Raw genomic sequence first — 19,670 nt, forward strand, 5'->3', positions numbered from 1 at the left:
TAGCCTCTCCGGGTGCCCTTGGACGAGTCGTTCACCGGGCGGGTGTACCCGCCGCAGACCAGCTACGAAGTGAGCCGGGAGAAGATCCGCGAGTTCGCCGACGCGATCGGCGACCAGAACCCGGTCTACCGGGACCCGGAGGCGGCGAAGGCGGCCGGCTACCCGGACGTGATCGCGCCCCCGACGTTCCTCACGATCATCAACCTGGCATCGATCAACTCGATCGTCTCCGACCCGGAGCTGGGCCTCGACTACTCGCGCATGGTCCACGGAGATCAGCAGTTCACGTACAGCCGCCCGGCGCACGCCGGCGACGAGCTCCTGCTGACGACGCACATCGACCGGATCATGGCCAGGGCCGGCAACGACTTCATCAACCTGCGCGCCGAGATCACGGACGGCGACGGAGCACACATCGCCACAACGCGCGCGCAGCTCGTGGTGCGAGGGGAGAGCGCGTGAACGTCGGAGACGAGCTGGCCCCCCTGGAGGTCAGGATCACCCGCGACCAGCTGGTCCGCTACGCGGGAGCGGCCCTGGACTTCAACCCGATCCACTGGAACGAACCGTTCGCGAAGGAAGTCGGCCTCCCGGACGTGATCGCCCACGGAATGCTGACGATGGCGGTGGCGGGCCGAGTGGTGACGGACTGGCTGGGCGACCCAGGACGCCTGGTGGACTTCAGCGCCCGCTTCACCCGCCCGGTGCCGGTACCGAACACGAAGGAGGGCGCCCTGCTGGAGATCACCGGCAAGGTGGCCAACGTGAACGACGAGGGCATCGCCCGAGTGGACCTGGTGGTCAAGCACGAGGGCAAGACGGTCCTGGGCAAGCCCCAAGCACTGGTCCGCGTGTAAACGCAGGACGGCACGAGAAGCAGGGCAAAGAGCACCCAGACCGCCCCCAGGCATCCCGATCCGAAGCCGGAACACGGCCGCCGCCACCGGGTCAAGGCATCTTTCCCGCCTTGACGCGGTCGCGCCGGCCGTAGTCACCATCGGGCTCCGGGGTGCCGGAGCACACCGTCAAAACAGCTTCAGAACCCCCAGAACAGCATCAGCCATCCCTTGCTCCCCCCGAGCATTGGGATGCAGCGCAGTCCCGTGCAGAGTGGGAATAACCCCCTCCACCCACCGCGTATCCGACGCGGTACAGACGTCGTGCCCCTTCCCCGGCGTCGCGGTATCGGCGTACCCCGCCTTGTGCGCATCAGCCTGATCCTCGAGCATCTTGTTCAACTTCCCGAGCGCCCCACGGAAGTAATCGACATCGCCGGCCCCGATCGGAAGCACCGGCCAGCACCCATCCCCATCAGGAAGCACGGAGGGATACCCGACGACCACGACCTTCGCCTTCGGAGCCTGCTTGTGAATCCGCTCCAGCACAGCGGCGACCTTCGGCGCGGTGGCATCGATCCGGTCAGCGAGCTGATCATGCCCACCGGCGGTCAACTTGTCCTTGCAAGGCGACGACGACCGATGCGCGGTAGCGCAGGACGACGCCAATGACAGAAACCCGATGTCATTACCGCCGATACCCAGAGTCACGAGCGTCGTCTTCGAAGTCACAGCATCGAGCTGAGGCGGGTTGGAACCGTTCCCCGTCTTCTGAGCAGCGGTCAAGTTCGCGGTCGTCGCCCCACTGCAGCTGACGTCGTCGAACTCGGCCGGCTTCAGATCCGCCGAGACCAGCCGAGGGTAATTGTCGTCGGACCGATCGCACCCAGGCGGAGTCCCGACGTTCTTCCCGGTCCGCGGAGAAGCCGTGTAGGAGTCACCCAGAGCGACGTACCGGCCGGTGCCGTCCCCGGTCGCCGCACCCGCGGGCGGCGCGGACGACGAGCCGTGATCCCACTTGTAGTAGCCGTAAGCCAAGAGCCCCACCACGACCACCACGACGAGGCAGCCGCCCCCGCTGTTCTTAGCCACACCTTCGTTTCTACCGAACGGGGACGGTTTCCGGCGGCGTCGATCTGGGTGACTAGGGAAAACCTGAACGAGGGATTGACTGTTGCGCGGACCGTCGATGGCGGCGAGGGTGGGCGCGTTCGATGACGTCTCCGGGAAAGGCAGGAACCGCAGTGAGCCTGAACTTGAACAAGCTCGTCGACAAGGCCTACGAGGGCAAGACCATCAACGAGCTGCTGGAAGCGCCGCCGTCCGCGCTCGAAGGGCTCACGCCGAAGCACGACGAACTGCTCGCCGAGCTGAAGATCAAGACCATCCGCGACCTCGCGAACTGGAAGTACGCCGCGAAGGCCCAGGCGCTCGCGACCCTCGCCGACAGCGAGAGCTGAGCGCTCAGCCGGTCAGCTCGCCGGCCAGTTCCAGGGCGTGGTCGACGTCCTTCGCGACGTAGTGCAGGTCGACCAGCACCTCGGTGATGCCCTCCGCGCGGGCCACGTCCAGGCACGGTGGCACGTCCGCGACCGACTCGACCCCGGTACCCGCGCGCGGGTTGATCCGCAGAACCCGCCGCAGGGTGCCGGGGTCCCGGCCGGCCTTCTCCGCCGCCTCGACGGCGACCGACCAGAGGCCGTGCAGGTACTGCCGCGGCATCCAGCCGGCCAGCCAGCCGTCGGCCCGTCGCCCGATCCGGGCCAGTGCCGGCGGCGAAAACCCGCCGAGCAGCACCGGTGGCCGCGGGTCCTGCGCCGGGCGCAGGCCGACCGTCGACGGCGCGATCCGCCACTGCGGGCCGTCGTGCGCGACCGGGTCGCCGGTCCAGATCGCGTCGAGCGCGTCGAGCACCGCCTCGAGCCGCCGGCCGCGGCCCTCCCACGGGACGCCGGTCGCGAAGTACTCCTCGCGCAGCCAGCCGAGCCCGAGCCCGACGTCCAACCGGCCGCCGCTGGCCAGGTCGAGCGAGGTCAGGGCCCGGGCGAGCAGCACCGGGGAATAAACGGGTCCGGTCAGCGCGCTCATACCCAGGCGAGCGGTCCGCGTGACGGCGGCCGCGGTGGCCAGCGTCGTGAACGGGTCCGCGAAGGTCTCGAACTCCCGGGGGTACGGGTGCTCCGGCGTTCCGCCACCCGGGTACAGGTCGGACGGCTCGTGCGGCGTCAGGATCCGGTCGCCGACCCACAGCGAGCCGAAGCCGAGTTCCTCGGCAGCGATGGCGAAGCGCGCGACGGCCGCCGGGTCGGCGAGCGTGCCGTACTGGGGGAGCGCCAGCCCGAGCCGCATCCCGCTCACCGGGCCACGGCGGACGCGGCCGGCGGGCCCGCTCTTCGGGGGTCCGGGGTGCTCGTCATGGCGGACATCCTGGCATGATCAGGTGGTCGGCGGGGAGTTTTCCGCCGGCCGGCCGGGGTACGGCGGTCGATCGGGGGGCGCGGTTGCGGGCTCTCGCGAGGCTTGCCGTAGACTTCGGGACTTGGAACGCACTACGGTCATCCCCGCCTGGATGGTGGGGATGCTGGAATGCGTCCTCCGGGGCTCCGAGCGATCGGGGTCTCACAGGGGTGTAGCTCAATTGGCAGAGCAGCGGTCTCCAAAACCGCAGGTTGCAGGTTCAAGTCCTGTCACCCCTGCGTAACGGAACTGGTGGAGCAGAGGAGTGGTCGTGAGCGACAGCGACGCCAGCGGCGGCGAGCAGGAGCAGGACGGTAACGGGCGGAAGCCCGAGAGCCCGTCCCGTCCCGTCACAGCCGCTGCCCGGCGTGAGCGCCGTGCGACCGCTCGTCCGGCGGGCAAGTCCGCGGCACGTGCGGACGACAAGTCCCGGCCGGCCGGGAAGTCGGGGGAGAAGTCCGCCCCCGACGCGAAGGGCGCTCCGACCCCGAAGCGGGACCAGAAGCCGAAGAAGGCATCGGTGTTCGCGCGGCTGGTCCGCTTCATCCGCGAGGTGTGGGCGGAGCTGCGCAAGGTCATCTGGCCGAACCGCAAGCAGATGGTCACCTACACCGCGGTCGTGCTGGCCTTCGTGGTGTTCATGGTGGCCCTCGTCAGCGTGCTCGATCTGGCATTCAAGTGGGGCATCGGCAAGATCTTCGGCTGACGCGCCTCGGCGCGCGCCGATAGGGGCTCAGGTCCCGGCCTGACCCCGGCAATGATCAACTGAGAGGACGGAACGTGACCTCCGACAACGGCACATCAGCCGGTCATGACCTGACCGAGCTTTCCGACGAGCAGGTGCACGCGGCACTCGGTGACGAGGAGTCCGAGCACCTCGAGCCCGTCGAGGTGTCCGACGAGGTCGACGAAGCCGCTGCAGTTGACGAGTCCGGCGACGACGTGGCCGAGGCCGCGGCCGGCGAAGAGGCCGCCGAGCCCGAGGCGGACGACGAGGACCCGGTCGCCAAGCTGCGCGCCGAGCTGGTCGCCGCGCCCGGTGAGTGGTACGTCGTGCACTCGTACGCCGGGTACGAGAACAAGGTGAAGACCAACCTCGAGACCCGGACCACGACCCTGGACGTCGAGGACTACATCTTCCAGATCGAGGTCCCGACCGAAGAGGTCACCGAGATCAAGAACGGCCAGCGCAAGCAGGTGCAGCGCAAGGTGCTGCCCGGCTACATCCTGGTCAGGATGGACCTGAACGACGCCTCGTGGAGCGCGGTGCGCAACACGCCGGGCGTCACCGGGTTCGTCGGCGCCACCTCGCGGCCTTCGCCGCTGACCGTGGACGAGGTCCTGAAGTTCCTCGCCCCGAAGGTCGAGAGCGAAGCCCCGGCGAAGTCCGGCAAGGGCGATTCCGCCACGACCGCGGCCCCGCTCGGTGGCCCGGCCGTCGAGGTGGACTTCGAGATCGGCGAGTCGGTCACGGTCATGGACGGCCCGTTCGCGACGCTGCCGGCGACGATCTCCGAGGTCAACGTCGACGGGCAGAAGCTGAAGGTCCTGGTGTCGATCTTCGGCCGGGAGACCCCGGTCGAGCTGTCGTTCAACCAGGTCTCCAAGATCTGACGGCCGCCGCGCGGCCGCAGTCCCCACGTCCACGGCAGGTACGCGGGGAACGTAGTACAGGACAGGAAAAGAAATGCCACCCAAGAAGAAGAAGCTTGCGGCGATCATCAAGCTGCAGATCAAGGCGGGCGCGGCCAACCCCGCACCGCCGGTCGGCCCGGCTCTGGGTCAGCACGGCGTCAACATCATGGAGTTCTGCAAGGCCTACAACGCCGCGACCGAGTCGCAGCGTGGGGACGTCGTCCCGGTCGAGATCTCCGTGTACGAGGACCGGTCGTTCGACTTCAAGCTGAAGACGCCGCCGGCCGCGCGCCTGCTGCTCAAGGCCGCTGGTGTCGAGAAGGGCTCGGGCGAGCCGCACAAGACCAAGGTCGCCAAGGTCACCTGGGACCAGGTCCGCGAGATCGCCAAGACCAAGGAGTCCGACCTCAACGCGCACGACATCGACCAGGCCGCGAAGATCATCGCCGGCACCGCCCGCTCGATGGGCATCACGGTCGTCTGAGTCGCCGGCCTCGACCCGTCGAGGCGGCGAGTTGTTCGTGGGAGAGCCAGTGCTGGCTCCGACCACACTGATCCACTTTTGACTTAAGGACAGAAGCATGACCAAGCACAGCAAGGCTTACCGCCAGGCTGCGGAGCTCATCGACAAGGCGCGGCTGTACGCGCCGGTCGAGGCCGCGCAGCTGGCGAAGGAGACCTCCAAGACCAAGATGGACGCGACCGTCGAGGTCGCGATGCGTCTCGGTGTGGACCCCCGCAAGGCCGACCAGATGGTCCGCGGCACCGTGAACCTGCCGCACGGCACCGGTAAGACCGCCCGCGTCATCGTCTTCGCCGTCGGCGACAAGGCCGCCGAGGCCGAGGCCGCCGGCGCGGACGCGGTCGGCACCGACGAGCTGATCGAGCGCATCCAGGGTGGCTGGCTCGACTTCGACGCCGCGATCGCGACGCCGGACCAGATGGCCAAGGTGGGCCGCATCGCCCGCATCCTCGGCCCGCGTGGCCTGATGCCGAACCCGAAGACCGGCACGGTGACCCCCGCGGTCGAGAAGGCCGTGAAGGACATCAAGGGCGGCAAGATCAACTTCCGCGTCGACAAGCAGGCCAACCTGCACCTGGTGATCGGCAAGGCTTCCTTCGACACGGAGAAGCTGGTCGAGAACTACGCGGCGGCGCTGGACGAGATCCTCCGCGCCAAGCCGTCGTCGGCGAAGGGCCGTTACCTGAAGAAGGTCACCTTCACCACGACGATGGGCCCGGGCATCCCGGTCGACCCGCTGCGCACCCGCAACCTCCTTTCCGAGGACGCGAACGCCTGAGTCGGACATCACCGGAAAGGGCGCTCCCGCTTGCTGCGGGGGCGCCCTTTCTTCGTGTCTCATGGAGGTCATGCCGACTTTCGCGTCGTTCGACGGCCTCCGGTTGAACTACACCGTGTGGGAGGGCGAGGCCGCCCACCGCCCGGTGCTGCTGCAGCACGGCTTCGCGGCCGACACGAACGCGAACTGGATCTCGACCGGCGTGGTGGCCGCGTTGCGATCCGCCGGCCTGACGGTGATCTCGCTGGACGCCCGCGGCCACGGCCGTTCGGAGAAGCCCCACGACGAGTGCCGCTACACGGGCGACAGCATGGCCCGCGACGTTTCGGCGCTGCTGGACGAGCTGGGCCTGGACGAGGTGTCCCTGGTCGGCTACTCGATGGGCGCGATCATCGCCCTGGCGGCCACGGCGGCGGACAAGCGCATCCGCTGCCTGGCCACGGGCGGCGTGGGTTCGGGCATCGTCGACTTCGGCGGCGTCGACCTGCGCGTGGTGAAGCCCGCGGAGATCGCTTCGGCTTTGCTGGCCGAGGATCCTTCGACGGTGCCGCCTTCCGGGGTCCCGTTCCGCCTGCTGGCCGACGCGGTGGGCGGGGATCGCCAGGCCTTGGCGGCGGTGGCGCTGGCTTCGCAGGAGGGGCACGTGGAGCTGTCGTCGATCGGCGTCCCGACGCTGGTGCTGGCCGGCGACCAGGACCTGCTGGCCGCCGAGCCGGAGCGCCTGGCGGCGGCGATCGCGGGGGCCCGCCTGGTCCGCATCCCCGGCGACCACATGACGGCGGTGATGTCACCGGCATTCTCGGAGGCGCTGGTGACGTTCTTGACCGCCCCTCACCCCCGCTGATCAGCCGGTCGGCGACGGGGTGGTGGGCACTCCGCTGCACTTCGCCGGGCCGATGGCGTGACCGGTGATGAGCCACTGGCCCTTGTCCACCTTCGAGACCGTGAAGACACCCAGCGCCGGACCGCCGCTCACCGCGTAGTTGCACGAATCGATCGTCACGGTGTCGCCGGGCAACGGGTCCGAGACGCTCGACGGCAGGGATTCCGCGTAGGCGTTCTTGTTCGTCACCTGGGTCGCGAGGAACTCGACGGCCTTCTTGCAGTCGGTCTGAGCGGTGTTCTGGCGGAACGTCTGCGCGATGTCCTGCGCGAACTGGGTCTGGATGTCGCGCTGACCCTCGTTCTGGAAGCGGCCGCAGGCGTCGGCGACCCGGCCCTGGGCGATGTTGTGGTACACGAACCGCACCGCTTCGTACGGGTTCGTCGAGAACACGTGGTTGGTGTGATAGGTCCCGCCGCCCTCCTGGGCGAGCTGGGCCGACGTCTTGCCCTCGTCGTTCGGGAAGAAGTGGTTGTACAGCCACGTTCCGGCCAGGCCGAGGATCACGATCGCCAGCGCCCAGGCGATGACTTTCTTGCCGATCCAGCTCAGCCACTTCGGCGCCCGGCGGCGTTCGGTGGGAACCAGCTGGTAGCCCGGCGGGATGGCCGGTGGCTCACCGGACTGCCGGGCAGTCGGCTGCGACGGCGGGGCCTGCACCACGCCGCCGCCCGGCGGGGGAGCCGGCTGGTTGCCCTGCTGGGACTGGGTGAATCGCAAGTAGTCCTGGAACTGCTGGAACTGGCGGAACTGCTCCAGCTGCGCCTGATCCATCGGCGGCTGCGCGCCCTCGCCGGAGGGCGGGTGCGCGCCGGACTGCGCGGGTACCGGCGAACCCCCGCCGCCGGAGGGGGCGGGCGGGTTCGAGCCCGCCGGTTCGATTTCCGAGCCCGGCTTTCCGTCATCGCGCTGCTCCGCCACGTGACCATGATGCCCTCCCGGGCCTTCCGCGGAACCCCCAGCCGCCCTAAACGCAGGTCAGGGCGGGGGCCCGGTGAAGCCTCCGGAACCAGCCGGGTATAGTTCACGGCAGTTCTACCGAAGACCGCTGGTTTTCCCCGTTCGCACGGGGAACGAAGGTCCCGCAACTCGTCGGGCGGCCCGCGCAGGAGGAACGAGGCTCGGCACCCTGTGTGCCGTATGACGCCCCGCGCCTGCTTGCGCGAGGGCGTTTCGTCGTATCGGGGGCCCCTCGGCGCCAGTGGAAACACTAGCCAAGAGAGGAGGCGACCATGGCGAAGCCCGACAAGGTGGCGGCCGTCGCCGAGATCGCGGAGAGCTTCCGCACCAGCTCGGCCACCGTCGTTACCCAGTACACCGGCCTCTCCGTGTCCCAGCTGTCCCAGCTGCGCCGCGCTCTCGGCACCAGTGCCAAGTACCGGGTCGCGAAGAACACCCTCGTCAAGCGTGCCGCTGAGGACGCCGGCGTCAAGGGTCTCGAGAACCTGTTCGTCGGCGCCACCGCCATCGCCTTCGTCGAGGGTGAAGCGGTCGACGCCGCCAAGGCGCTTCGCGACTTCGCGAAGGACAACAACGCGCTTGTGATCAAGGGCGGCTACATGGACGGCAAAGCGCTGTCCGTGGACGAGATCAACCGGATCGCCGATCTCGACAGCCGTGAGGTCCTGCTCGCCAAGGCGGCGGGCGCGTTCAAGGCGAAGCTTTCCCAGGCCGCCGCGCTGTTCCAGGCGCCGGCGTCCCAGGTCGCCCGCCTGGCTGCCGCGCTGGAGGAGAAGCAGCGCAACGCCGCCGGTACCGAAGCAGCCGAAGCACCCGCCGAGAGCTGAACCACCCCCCACCCCGAACGTCTAGTTCGTTTTTCTGAGAGGAAGCCATCATGGCGAAGCTGAGCACCGCCGAGCTGATCGACGCCTTCAAGGAGCTGACCCTCCTCGAGCTGTCCGAGTTCGTGAAGGAGTTCGAAGAGGTCTTCGACGTCACCGCCGCCGCCCCGGTCGCCGTGGCCGCCGCCGGCCCCGCCGGTGCCGCTGCCCCGGTCGCCGAGGAGCAGGACGAGTTCGACGTCATCCTCGAGGGCGCCGGCGACAAGAAGATCCAGGTCATCAAGGTCGTCCGCGAGGTCGTCTCCGGTCTGGGCCTGAAGGAGGCCAAGGAGCTGGTCGAGGCCGCTCCCAAGGCCCTCCTGGAGAAGGTCGACAAGGAGGCCGCCGAGGCCGCCAAGGAGAAGCTCGAGGCCGCGGGCGCCAAGATCTCCATCAAGTGATTCCGGGCGCGTGAGCGCCTGGCACCACCTCGAGAAGGGGCGGGCATCCACTCGGATGCCCGCCCTTCCGTGTTGCACGGACGCGCTTCGGAGCGATCTGACGACCATGACCGACCCCGAGCACGTCGAGCTCCTCGCGCAGCAGCTGTCCGCCCGCAAGCCCCTCCTGACGCTCTCCCTGGCGGCCGTGCTCGCGCCAGTGCTGTTCCTGCTGGTCCTCGCCGCTTTCACGGTGATCCCCTAGGAGCCGTGTCCGATTGGCCCCGGGTCCCTAAATCGTGGGACCGGGGCTTCGGAGATCTGCGTCGTTGCCCCGAATGGACTACCGTGCCTCCCATTGCCGATCACGGCGGGGTGACGATGGATCCGGGTCTGGCCAGAAAAGAAAACTGGTGAGTAACCTGTTCGCACTCAGCTCGTTGCACCTGGTTGACGCGGGTTCATGGGGCCCACAGCCCGCACCCGCCGCCGACGTGGGGTGGCATGGGTGTGGCAGCGGGCGCAATGACGCGGAACAGCTCCTGGAGGTGCGATGGGTGCCGAGGTGGTCATCGAAGGTCTGACCAAGTCCTTCGGTAAGCAGGCCATCTGGCGGGACGTCACGTTGACACTGCCCCCGGGCGAAGTGTCGGCGATGCTCGGTCCGTCGGGAACCGGCAAGTCGGTGTTCCTCAAGTCGATGATCGGGCTGCTCAAGCCGGACCGCGGCCGCTGCGTGATCAACGGGGTGGACATCGTCACCTGCTCCGAGCACAAGCTGTACGAGATCCGGAAGCTCTTCGGCGTCCTCTTCCAGGACGGCGCGCTGTTCGGCTCGATGAACCTCTACGACAACGTCGCCTTCCCGCTGCGCGAGCACACGAAGAAGTCCGAGACGGAAATCCGCCGGATCGTCCTCGAAAAGCTCGACATGACCGGTCTGAACGGCGCCGACAAGAAGCTGCCCGGCGAAATCTCCGGCGGTATGCGCAAGCGTGCCGGCCTCGCCCGCGCCCTCGTGCTGGACCCGGAGATCATCCTGGTCGACGAGCCGGACTCGGGCCTCGACCCGGTCCGCACCACCTACATCTCGCAGCTGTTCCTCGATGTCAACGCGCAGATCGACGCGACGTTCCTGATCGTCACGCACAACATCAACCTGGCGCGCACGGTGCCGGACAACCTGGGCATGCTCTTCCGCAAGGAACTGGTCATGTTCGGCCCGCGGGAGGTGCTGCTGACCAGCGAAGAGCCGGTCGTCAAGCAGTTCCTCAACGGCAAGATGCAGGGCCCGATCGGCATGTCCGAGGAGAAGGACTCCGCCCAGATGGCCGCCGAGCAGGCGATGTTCGACGCCGGCCACCACGCGGGCGGTGTCGAGGACGTCTCCGGGGTGCCCCCGCAGATGCAGACGACGCCGGGCGTGCCGACCCGGATGGGCGCCGTCCGCCGCAAGGACCGCGTCATGGAGGTCATGCACCGGCTGCCGCCGGCCGCGCAGGAGAGCATCATCGCCTCCCTCTCGCCGGAGGAGCAACGCCACTACGGCGTCAGCCCGCGGCGCGTCGCGCAGGCCCAGCAGCAACAGCAGCAGGTCCCGGCCGGTGCCCGGCAGGGTGACGGCGTCCCGAACCAGCACCACGGCGAGCTGCCCGCCGACCAGGTCGCGCGCATCCCCGGCGGCCAGCCGCCCAGACCGGGCGCACGGCGCATGCCGCCGCCACCGAACAACGGGCCAGGTGGCCGGTGAGCTCTCCCGCAACACAGGCGAAGATCCCCGGGATCGGCATGCTCCGCGAGACCGGGAACCTGTTCGCTCTCGGCCTGGACATCATCCGCGGCCTCTTCCAGCGCCCGTTCCAGCTGCGGGAGTTCATCCAGCAGTCGTGGTTCATCGCGAGCGTGACCATCCTGCCGACGGCTCTCGTGGCGATCCCGTTCGGCGCGGTCATCTCGCTGCAGTTCGGTTCGCTCGCCCGCCAGCTGGGCGCGCAGTCCTACACCGGCGCGGGCTCCGTGCTCGCCACCGTGCAGCAGGCCAGTCCGCTGGTCACCGCGCTGCTGGTGGCGGGCGCGGGCGGCTCGGCCGTCTGCGCCGACATCGGCGCGCGCACCATCCGCGAGGAGATCGCCGCGATGGAGGTGCTCGGTGTCTCCGCGGTGCAGCGGCTGATCGTGCCGCGCACCCTCGCGATGATGCTGGTCGCGTTGCTGCTCAACGGCATGGTCAGCGTCATCGGCGTGCTGGGCGGCTACTTCTTCAACGTCGTGCTGCAGGGCGGGACGCCGGGTGCGTACCTGGCGAGCTTCTCCGCCCTCGCGCAGCTGCCCGACCTCTGGGTCGGCGAGCTCAAGGCGCTGATCTTCGGGTTCATCGCCGCCGTCGTCGCGTCCTACCGGGGCCTCAACCCCTCCGGCGGTCCGAAGGGCGTCGGGGACGCGGTGAACCAGTCGGTGGTCATCACGTTCCTCATGCTCTTCGTCGTGAACTTCGTGATCACCCTGATCTACCTGCAGATCGTGCCCGGAAAGCTGGACTAGCGCCATGACGTTCCTCCAGGGCGCCAAGCGCGTCGCCAACCGTCCTCTTCAGACACTGGACACCCTCGGTGACCAGATGTCGTTCTACGGCCGGGCGTTGCTGTGGACGCCGCGGACGTTGCGCCGCTACACGAAGGAAGTCCTCCGGCTGCTGGCCGAGGTGAGCTTCGGGTCCGGCTCGCTCGCGGTCATCGGCGGCACGGTCGGCGTGATGGTCGGCCTGACGCTGTTCACCGGTGTCCTCGTCGGCCTCCAGGGCTACTCGGCGCTGAACTCGATCGGGACCTCGGCCTTCACCGGCTTCCTGACGGCGTTCTTCAACACCCGCGAGATCGCGCCGCTGGTCGCCGGCCTCGCCCTGAGCGCCACGGTCGGCGCCGGGTTCACCGCGCAGCTGGGCGCGATGCGGATCTCCGAGGAGATCGACGCGCTGGAAGTCATGGGCGTGCCGAGCCTGCCGTACCTGGTGACGACGCGGATCATCGCCGGGTTCGTCGCGGTCATCCCGCTCTACATCATCGGCCTGCTGAGCTCGTACCTCGCGTCGAGACTGGTCGTGATCTACATCTACAACCAGTCGGCCGGCACCTACGACCACTACTTCGACCTGTTCTTGCCACCGCAGGACGTGCTCTATTCGTTCATCAAGGTGCTGCTGTTCAGCGTCTTGATCATCCTGTCGCACTGCTACTTCGGGTACCGGGCGACCGGCGGCCCGGCCGGCGTCGGCGTCGCGGTCGGCAAGGCCGTGCGCCTCTCCATCGTCACGGTGTCGATCATGAACTTCTTCATCGGTTTCGCCATCTGGGGAACCGACGTCACGGTAAGGATCGCGGGATGAGGACGCTCCGACGCAGGCTGCTGGGCCTGGCGCTCATCGCCGTGATGGTCGGCGGGGTGGCACTGTCCATCGCGATGTACGACAAGGCCTTCACGCCCGTCGTCACGGTCAAGCTGCAGGCCGACAAGATCGGCAACCAGCTGATCAAGCAGTCCGACGTCAAGGTGCGCGGGCTGATCGTCGGCTCGGTGCAGGACATCGTCGCGACCGACCACGGCGCGGAGCTGACCCTCGCGCTCAGCCCGGAGTCGGCGAAGCTGATCCCGGCGAACGTCTCGGCGCGGTTCCTGCCGAAGACGCTCTTCGGCGAGCGGTTCGTCTCGCTGGAGATCCCGAAGGACCCGTCGGCGAAGACGATCGCCAGCGGCGACGTCATCCCGCAGGACCGCACGTCCAGCGCGATCGAGCTGGACCAGGCGTTCGAGCACCTGATGCCGGTGCTGCAGGCGGTGCAGCCGCAGAAGCTGTCGGCGACGCTCACCGCGATCTCGACCGCCCTGCAGGGCCGCGGCGACCAGCTCGGCGACACGCTGACGCAGCTGGGCACCTACATCGGCGAGCTGAACCCGCACGAGCCGGAGCTGCAGCACAACCTCAAGGCGCTCGCGGAGTTCTCCGACCACCTCAAGGACGCCGCGCCCGACCTGGTGCAGAGCCTCGACAACCTGAGCACGACGACCCGCACCGTGGTCGACGAGCAGCAGAACCTGTCGAACCTCTACGGCAGCCTGACCCAGGCCTCGGTGGACCTGCAGACGTTCCTGCAGAACAACAAGGACAACATCATCTCCCTCGCCAGCACGGCCCGGCCCACCGCCGAACTGCTGGCGAGGTACGCGCCGGAGTACCCCTGCGTGATCTCCCAGATGGCCGACAACGTGCCGCTGATCGACCAGGCCCTCGGCAAGGGCACCGACAAGCCCGGCCTGCACGCGACGATCGAGATCATCGTGCCGCGCGCGCCGTACCAAGCGGGCAAGGAGGAGCCGCGGTTCGAGGACAAGCGCGGCCCGCGGTGCTACGACATGAAGGACATCCCGAAGCCGTTCCCGTCCGAGCCGCCGGACGGCGCCTTCCAGGACGGCACCAAGCACCAGGCCGCGCCGAAGACCGTCGGCGAGGGCCTCAACCCGGCCAAGTTCAAGCAGGACGCGGCCGGCGGCAACGGCAGCGGCGGTGACCTGGCTTACTCGCCCGCGGAGCAGGGCTTCCTGGCCGACCTCCTCGGCCCGCAGCTGGGCATGAACGCGGCCGACGTCCCGGGCTGGAGCTCGCTGCTCGTCGGACCGCTCTACCGCGGGGCGGAGGTGACGGTGAAGTGAGGGGCCTGCTCGCACCGCTGATCAAGCTCGGCGTCTTCGTGGTCGTCACCGTGCTGTTCACGACGATCCTCGGCATCAGCATCGCCAACATCAACACCACCAGCACCAAGGCCTACAAGGCGCGCTTCACCGACGCGACGCTGCTGCTGCCCAACGACGACGTCCGCATCGCCGGCGTCCGCGTCGGGCAGGTCAAGGACGTCAAGATCGTCGACAAGCGCCAGGCCGAGGTCGAGTTCGAGGTCGACGCCGGGCGCACGCTGCCGGCCGGGGTGACCGCGCAGATCAAGTTCCGCAACCTGGTCGGTCAGCGCTACGTCTCGCTCGGCGAGGGCGACGACAGCGCCGGGAAGACCCTGCAGCCCGGCGGGACCATCCCGCTGGACCACACCACGCCGGCGCTGGACCTGACCGAGCTGTTCAACGGCTTCAAGCCGCTGTTCACCGCGCTCAACCCGGACGACGTCAACAAGCTGTCCTACGAGGTCATCCAGGTCCTGCAGGGCGAGGGCGGCACCGTCGAGAGCCTGCTGTCGCACACGGCGTCGCTGGCCACCACGATCGCCGACAAGGACCAGGTGATCGGCCAGGTCATCGACAACCTCAACTCGGTGCTCGACACGGTCAACGCGCACACCCCGCAGCTCAACGACCTGATCGTCAAGCTGCAGCAGCTGGTGTCCGGGCTGGCCGCGGACCGCAAGCCGATCGGCGACGCGATCGAGAGCCTCGGCAACCTGGCCGAGACGACGTCCGGCCTGCTGGGTGACGTCCGGGAGCCGCTGAAGAACGACATCAGCGCCCTCGGGAACCTCACGGACCAGCTGAACAAGAACGAGCCGGAGCTGGAGCACTTCATCCAGTTCCTGCCGACCAAGGTGAGCACGCTGACCCGCACCGCGGACTACGGCTCCTGGTTCAACTTCTACGCCTGCGAGTTCTCCGGGAGCGTCAGCTTGCCCCCCTTGATCCCCGAAGTGCCGATCCCGCTGGTGCCTCTCAACCGCGAGAGGTGCAAGGGATGAAGTCCTTCCAGAAGCGCAACCCCGTCCCGATCGCGCTGGTCGGCATCGCGGTGCTGGCCCTCGGTTTCATCGCCGCGCTCAACTCCGACGACCTGCCGGTGATCGGCGGCGGCACGACCTACACCGCCGAGTTCAGCGAGGCTTCCGGGCTGCAGAAGGACAACGACGTCCGGGTCGCCGGCGTCAAGGTCGGCAAGGTCAGCGACATCCAGCTCGACGGCGCGTCGGTCAAGGTGTCGTTCAAGGTCAAGGACGCCTGGCTGGGCGACCGGACCAGCGCCGCGATCAAGATCAAGACGCTGCTGGGCCAGAAGTACCTCTCCCTGGACCCGCAGGGCGAGGGCTCACTGAGCCCGGACAAGGCGATCCCGCGCGACCGCACGATGGCCCCCTACGACGTGCTCGACGCGTTCCGCGGGCTGTCGCAGACCGTCGACAACATCGACACCAAGCAGCTGGCGCAGAGCTTCGACACCATCTCGCAGACCTTCGCCAACACGCCCGAAGACGTGAAGGGCGCGCTGTCCGGGCTGTCGAAGCTGTCGGACACGATCGCCTCGCGCGACACGCAGCTGTCGAACCTGCTGGCCAACACCCGCGAGGTGTCGCAGACCCTGGTCGACCGCGACGCCGAGGTGCAGAAGCTGCTCGACGACGGCAACCAGCTGCTCGCCGAGCTCTCGAAGCGCGAAGACGCGATCACGTCGCTGCTGAACGGCTCCCGCGAGCTGGCGACGCAGCTGCAGGGCCTGATCGACGACAACGGCAAGCAGCTCGACCCGGTGCTCACGTCGCTGGACCAGCTGACGTCGATGCTGCAGCGCAACCAGGACTCGCTCGCCCAGGGCATCGCAAAGTTCGCGCCGTTCATCCGCGTCTTCACCAACACCATCGGTAACGGCCGCTGGTTCGACAACTACATCTGCGGCCTGGTGCTGCCGTCGTTCGGCCCGATCAACGAAGAGGGGTGCTACACGAAATGAGTGACACCCGCTTCGGAATGGCTCTGACCCGGGGCTTCACCATCGCGATCGTCCTCGCGCTCGTCGTCGCCGGCGGCATCTGGTGGACCCTCAAGGACGCCGGCCGCAACCACCTGACCGCGTACTTCGCCGGCGCCGTCGGCCTGTACGAGGGCAACAGCGTGCGGATGCTCGGCGTCGACATGGGCACGGTCACCAAGATCCAGCCCATGGGCAACCAGGTGAAGGTCGAGTTCGAGTACGACCGCTCGGTCGCCGTCCCGGCCGACGCCAAGGCGCTCATCGTGGCGCCGTCGCTGGTGTCGGATCGCTACGTCCAGCTCGCCCCGGCCTACACCGGCGGCCCGCGGATCTCCGACGGCGCGGTCATCGGTCTCGACCGCACCGAGGTGCCCCTGGAGGTCGACCAGCTGGCGTCCAGCCTGGCCCGGGTCAGCGAGACCCTCGGCCCGAACGGCGCCAACAAGAACGGGTCGCTGTCGAACCTGCTGACCACCGCGGCGGCCAACGTCGACGGCAACGGCCAGGCCCTGCACGACACGATCACCAAGCTCGGCCAGGCCGCCGGGACCCTGTCGGGCAACAAGGACGACCTGTTCTCCACGGTCGAGAACCTCGGCAAGTTCTCGCAGACGCTGGCCGACAGCGACAAGTCGGTCCGCAGCTTCGAGAGCCAGCTCGCCGACGTCAGCGGCTACCTGGCGTCCGAAAAGGACAACCTCGCCGCGACCGTCCAGCAGCTGGGGACGACGCTCACCGCGGTGCAGGCGTTCGTCGACCAGAACCACGACCGGCTCAAGTCGAACGTGGACAAGCTGGCCGGCATCACGAAGGTCCTCGTCGACCAGCGCAGCTCGCTCGCCGAGATCCTCGACGTCGCGCCGGTCGGCCTGAGCAACCTGGTCAACACCTACAACGGCTCGGCGGGCACGCTCGACGCCCGGCCGAACCTCAACGAGCTGACCCAGCCGCCGCTGGTGATGATCTGCCGGCTGCTCAAGCAGGTCGGCAGCAAGGGCATCCCGGACGTGCTCGGCAACGCCTGCGAGGGCATCGCCGGCCTGGTCGACAAGGTGATCCCGCTGCCGTCCGTGGCGCAGACCGTGCAGGCCCTGCAGGCCGGCCAGCTGCCGCCGCTCCCGCTGCCCATCGCCGGGCAGCTCTACGGAGGTGGCCAGTGAAGAAGCTCCTGAGCATCGGGGCGCTCACCACCGTGTCGGTGCTGACGCTGTCCGGTTGCGCGTTCAACGGCATCTACGACCTGCCGCTGCCCGGCGGCGCCGACCTCGGCGACCACCCGTACACGGTGAACGTCGAGTTCCGCGACGTGCTCGACCTGACCCCGCAGGCCGGGGTGAAGGTCGACGAGGTGCCGGTCGGCCGCGTCGAGAACGTCGGGCTCACCAAGGACGGCTGGCACGCGCTGGTGACGCTGAAGGTCAACGGCGGCATCAAGCTGCCGGCCAACGCGATCGCCAACGTCAAGCAGTCCAGCCTGCTCGGCGAGAAGTACGTCGAGCTGGCCTCGCCCGGCGACGACCAGGCCCAGGGCAAGCTCGCCGACAACGCGACGATCCCGCTGGCCAGGACGAACCGCAGCGTCGAGGTCGAAGAGCTGCTCGGTGCGCTGTCGCTGCTGCTCAACGGCGGTGGCGTCGACCAGCTCAACACCATCACCAAGGAGCTCAACAACGCCACGTCCGGCCGCGAGCCGGACATCAAGGCGCTGCTGGACAACGCGAACCAGCTGGTCACGAACCTCGACCAGCAGTCGCGGAACATCACCCGTGCCATCGACGGGCTCAACCGGCTCTCCTCGACCCTGAACGGCCAGAAGGACAAGCTGGTCGGCGCGGTCGACAACCTCGGGCCCGGCCTCGGCGTGCTGGAGCAGCAGCGGGGCCAGCTGGTCACGATGCTGCAGGCGCTGGACAACCTCTCCGGCGTCGCCACCGACACGGTGAACCGGTCGCAGAAGGACCTCGTCGCCGACCTGAAGGCGCTGACCCCGACGCTGCAGAAGCTCGGCGAGGCGGGCAACGACCTGCCGAAGGCCCTGCAGATCCTGCTGACGTTCCCGTTCAGCGACCAGGCCGTCAACGGCGTCAAGGGCGACTACTTCAACCTGTACGCGAAGGTGGACCTGAACCTGAAGACCGTCGTCGAGAACCTGGGAAGCAGCCGCCAGAACGCGCTGGCCGGGCAGATCCCGCTGCCGGGCCTCACCGGTGGCGTCGAAGGCACGCCCGCCAACCAGCCGCCTCCGCTGCCGATCCCGGGCTCCGGGCAGCAGTCGGGGACATCACAGCCCGGGCTCGGCAACCTCTTCGGGCTCCTTCCGGGAGGTGCGGGCTGATGCTGGTACGCCGGACGAAGATCCAGTTGGTCGCCTTCGCGATCATTTCGATCGTCGCGATCGTCTACGCGCTGATCCGGTTCGCCGGGCTCGGCACCGTCTTCGGCAACAGCGGCTACACGGTGAAGCTGCAGCTCAACGAGTCGGGCGGCATCTTCACCAACGCCGAAGTCACCTACCGCGGCTACAACATCGGCCGGGTCGGGGAGATGCGGCTGACCCCGACCGGGCTCGAAGCCGACCTGAACATCGACCCGTCGGCCCCGCAGGTGCCGTCGGACCTCGACGCGGTCGTCGCCAACCGGTCGGCGGTCGGCGAGCAGTACGTCGACCTCAAGCCGAAGGCCGACAAGGGCCCGTACCTGGCGGCCGGCTCGGTCATCCCGGCGTCGAAGACGACCACCCCGGTCAGCACCGAGCGGCTGATCGGCGACCTCGACACGCTCGCCGCGTCGGTCCCGGTCGACTCGCTGCGCACGGTCGTCGACGAGTCCTACGACGCCTTCCGCGGCACCGGCGGCGACCTGCAGAAGCTGCTCGACACCGCGCGCAGCTTCACCACGACCGCGCAGGAGTACCTGCCGCAGACGATCCAGCTGCTCGACCAGGGCGGCAAGGTGCTGGACACGCAGAACGACGAGGCGGCGAACTTCGCGTCGTTCAGCAAGAGCCTCAACGAGCTCACCGGGACCCTGAAGAACTCCGACGGCGACCTGCGCAAGCTCATCGGCATCACGCCGCAGGTGGCGACGCAGATCAGCCAGGTGCTCCGTGAGTCCGGCCCGGGCCTCGGCGCGCTGACGGCGAACCTGCTGACCACGGCCAACCTGACCGTGACGCGGCTCGACGGCATCGAGCAGGGCCTGGTCACCTACCCGGCGCTGGCCGGCGCGGCGAGCAGCGTGGCGCCCGGCGACGGCACCGCGCACCTCGGCCTGGTGCTCAACCTCTTCAACCCGCCTGCGTGCACGAAGGGGTACCTGCCCTACTCGCAGTACCGCACCGGAGCCGACACTTCGCCGAAGGCGGCGAAGGAGGACGCGTACTGTGCCGAACCGAAGGGCAGCCCGATCAACGTGCGGGGTGCGCAGAACGCGCCGTACGGCGGGGTGCCGGTCGCGCCGTCCTCGAGCGACGTCAACGCGAACGCCAACCGGCCGGCGGAGGAGCTGGCCGAGGAGCGGGACACCCGGGGTGTGCCGGGCATCGTCGGGAGCCCCGGCGTGAGCCTGACCAGCCTGGGTTCGCTGCTCGGCCTGGCCTGACGTGGATTTGATGACCGTTACC

At 68.5% G+C, this 19,670-nt stretch carries 23 protein-coding genes and 1 tRNA gene; 21 read left to right on the top strand and 3 right to left on the bottom strand.

The genetic code is table 11. The features are described 5' to 3' along the window. The first annotated feature begins 12 nt into the window (after positions 1 to 12). Together AA23TX_RS44050 and AA23TX_RS44055 are read left to right on the top strand one after the other, a co-directional pair. Entirely contained in the window at positions 13 to 462 is a 450-nt protein-coding gene (locus AA23TX_RS44050) for a MaoC family dehydratase N-terminal domain-containing protein (RefSeq protein WP_196425873.1), read from the top strand. After that, positions 459 to 857, top strand: coding sequence for a MaoC family dehydratase (locus AA23TX_RS44055; protein ID WP_155548838.1), 399 nt, complete (start codon positions 459 to 461; stop codon positions 855 to 857). Before AA23TX_RS44050 ends, AA23TX_RS44055 begins: the two co-directional genes overlap by 4 nt. Before the next feature lie 168 nt (positions 858 to 1,025). Here the strand turns inward: AA23TX_RS44055 and AA23TX_RS44060 are convergent, their stop codons facing one another. After that, positions 1,026 to 1,928, bottom strand: coding sequence for an SGNH/GDSL hydrolase family protein (locus tag AA23TX_RS44060; RefSeq protein WP_155548839.1), 903 nt, complete (start codon positions 1,926 to 1,928; stop codon positions 1,026 to 1,028). A gap of 152 nt (positions 1,929 to 2,080) precedes the next feature. On the opposite strand from AA23TX_RS44060, the gene AA23TX_RS44065 reads away from it, so the two are divergent. Then, positions 2,081 to 2,296, top strand: a complete 216-nt coding sequence (locus tag AA23TX_RS44065) for a hypothetical protein (RefSeq protein ID WP_155548840.1) — start codon at positions 2,081 to 2,083, stop codon at positions 2,294 to 2,296. 4 nt (positions 2,297 to 2,300) lie between these two features. Here AA23TX_RS44065 and AA23TX_RS44070 read toward each other — a convergent pair whose 3' ends face one another. Then, entirely contained in the window at positions 2,301 to 3,185 is an 885-nt protein-coding gene (locus tag AA23TX_RS44070) for a TIGR03619 family F420-dependent LLM class oxidoreductase (protein WP_155549462.1), read from the bottom strand. A 274-nt stretch (positions 3,186 to 3,459) separates the two neighbouring features. Here AA23TX_RS44070 and AA23TX_RS44075 point away from each other — a divergent pair. From AA23TX_RS44075 to AA23TX_RS44100, 6 genes are all read left to right on the top strand, one after another. Continuing rightward, a tRNA-Trp gene (locus AA23TX_RS44075) sits at positions 3,460 to 3,532 on the top strand. A gap of 26 nt (positions 3,533 to 3,558) precedes the next feature. Then, positions 3,559 to 3,999: a preprotein translocase subunit SecE gene (secE, locus tag AA23TX_RS44080; RefSeq protein ID WP_155548841.1), complete on the top strand. Its 441-nt coding sequence runs from the start codon at positions 3,559 to 3,561 to the stop codon at positions 3,997 to 3,999. A gap of 74 nt (positions 4,000 to 4,073) precedes the next feature. Continuing rightward, positions 4,074 to 4,907 (top strand): transcription termination/antitermination protein NusG, encoded by an 834-nt coding sequence (gene nusG, locus AA23TX_RS44085; protein WP_155548842.1) that lies wholly within the window; start codon positions 4,074 to 4,076, stop codon positions 4,905 to 4,907. A gap of 73 nt (positions 4,908 to 4,980) precedes the next feature. After that, positions 4,981 to 5,412 (top strand): 50S ribosomal protein L11, encoded by a 432-nt coding sequence (gene rplK / locus AA23TX_RS44090; RefSeq protein ID WP_155548843.1) that lies wholly within the window; start codon positions 4,981 to 4,983, stop codon positions 5,410 to 5,412. 97 nt (positions 5,413 to 5,509) lie between these two features. Next, complete coding sequence (rplA, locus tag AA23TX_RS44095; protein WP_155548844.1) at positions 5,510 to 6,229, top strand: 50S ribosomal protein L1; 720 nt, start codon at positions 5,510 to 5,512, stop codon at positions 6,227 to 6,229. 70 nt (positions 6,230 to 6,299) lie between these two features. After that, positions 6,300 to 7,073: an alpha/beta fold hydrolase gene (locus AA23TX_RS44100; protein ID WP_155548845.1), complete on the top strand. Its 774-nt coding sequence runs from the start codon at positions 6,300 to 6,302 to the stop codon at positions 7,071 to 7,073. Here the strand turns inward: AA23TX_RS44100 and AA23TX_RS44105 are convergent, their stop codons facing one another. Next, a complete protein-coding gene (locus tag AA23TX_RS44105) occupies positions 7,074 to 8,033 on the bottom strand; it encodes a hypothetical protein (RefSeq protein WP_155548846.1) in 960 nt (319 codons plus the stop codon). A gap of 311 nt (positions 8,034 to 8,344) precedes the next feature. Between AA23TX_RS44105 and rplJ the strand changes: the two genes are divergently transcribed. From rplJ to AA23TX_RS44165, 12 genes are all read left to right on the top strand, one after another. Beyond that, positions 8,345 to 8,899, top strand: coding sequence for a 50S ribosomal protein L10 (rplJ, locus tag AA23TX_RS44110; protein WP_155548847.1), 555 nt, complete (start codon positions 8,345 to 8,347; stop codon positions 8,897 to 8,899). Between the two features lie 50 nt (positions 8,900 to 8,949). After that, positions 8,950 to 9,336, top strand: a complete 387-nt coding sequence (gene rplL / locus AA23TX_RS44115) for a 50S ribosomal protein L7/L12 (RefSeq protein WP_155548848.1) — start codon at positions 8,950 to 8,952, stop codon at positions 9,334 to 9,336. A gap of 106 nt (positions 9,337 to 9,442) precedes the next feature. Next, positions 9,443 to 9,580, top strand: a complete 138-nt coding sequence (locus AA23TX_RS44120) for a hypothetical protein (protein WP_155548849.1) — start codon at positions 9,443 to 9,445, stop codon at positions 9,578 to 9,580. 288 nt (positions 9,581 to 9,868) lie between these two features. Beyond that, a complete protein-coding gene (locus AA23TX_RS44125; RefSeq protein WP_155548850.1) occupies positions 9,869 to 11,065 on the top strand; it encodes an ABC transporter ATP-binding protein in 1,197 nt (398 codons plus the stop codon). Between the two features lie 38 nt (positions 11,066 to 11,103). Next, positions 11,104 to 11,856, top strand: a complete 753-nt coding sequence (locus AA23TX_RS44130; RefSeq protein ID WP_086675527.1) for an MlaE family ABC transporter permease — start codon at positions 11,104 to 11,106, stop codon at positions 11,854 to 11,856. 4 nt (positions 11,857 to 11,860) lie between these two features. Beyond that, positions 11,861 to 12,697 carry an MlaE family ABC transporter permease gene (locus tag AA23TX_RS44135; protein ID WP_003060266.1) on the top strand — a complete coding sequence of 279 codons (837 nt, stop codon included), beginning with the start codon at positions 11,861 to 11,863 and terminating at the stop codon, positions 12,695 to 12,697. After that, the gene (locus tag AA23TX_RS44140) at positions 12,694 to 14,019 is read left to right on the top strand and encodes an MCE family protein (RefSeq protein WP_155548851.1); all 1,326 of its coding nucleotides are present in this window, start codon (positions 12,694 to 12,696) and stop codon (positions 14,017 to 14,019) included. The genes AA23TX_RS44135 and AA23TX_RS44140 overlap by 4 nt, the downstream gene beginning before the upstream one ends. Further along, complete coding sequence (locus tag AA23TX_RS44145; protein WP_155548852.1) at positions 14,016 to 15,044, top strand: MCE family protein; 1,029 nt, start codon at positions 14,016 to 14,018, stop codon at positions 15,042 to 15,044. Before AA23TX_RS44140 ends, AA23TX_RS44145 begins: the two co-directional genes overlap by 4 nt. Continuing rightward, the gene (locus AA23TX_RS44150; protein WP_155548853.1) at positions 15,041 to 16,027 is read left to right on the top strand and encodes an MCE family protein; all 987 of its coding nucleotides are present in this window, start codon (positions 15,041 to 15,043) and stop codon (positions 16,025 to 16,027) included. The genes AA23TX_RS44145 and AA23TX_RS44150 overlap by 4 nt, the downstream gene beginning before the upstream one ends. Further along, positions 16,024 to 17,208 (top strand): MCE family protein, encoded by a 1,185-nt coding sequence (locus AA23TX_RS44155; protein ID WP_155548854.1) that lies wholly within the window; start codon positions 16,024 to 16,026, stop codon positions 17,206 to 17,208. The genes AA23TX_RS44150 and AA23TX_RS44155 overlap by 4 nt, the downstream gene beginning before the upstream one ends. Continuing rightward, positions 17,205 to 18,383, top strand: coding sequence for an MCE family protein (locus AA23TX_RS44160; RefSeq protein ID WP_155548855.1), 1,179 nt, complete (start codon positions 17,205 to 17,207; stop codon positions 18,381 to 18,383). Before AA23TX_RS44155 ends, AA23TX_RS44160 begins: the two co-directional genes overlap by 4 nt. Continuing rightward, complete coding sequence (locus tag AA23TX_RS44165) at positions 18,383 to 19,648, top strand: MCE family protein (protein WP_155548856.1); 1,266 nt, start codon at positions 18,383 to 18,385, stop codon at positions 19,646 to 19,648. The genes AA23TX_RS44160 and AA23TX_RS44165 overlap by 1 nt, the downstream gene beginning before the upstream one ends. Positions 19,649 to 19,670: the final 22 nt, after the last annotated feature.

The sequence above is a fragment of the Amycolatopsis camponoti genome (assembly GCF_902497555.1).
Lineage (GTDB): Bacteria > Actinomycetota > Actinomycetes > Mycobacteriales > Pseudonocardiaceae > Amycolatopsis > Amycolatopsis camponoti.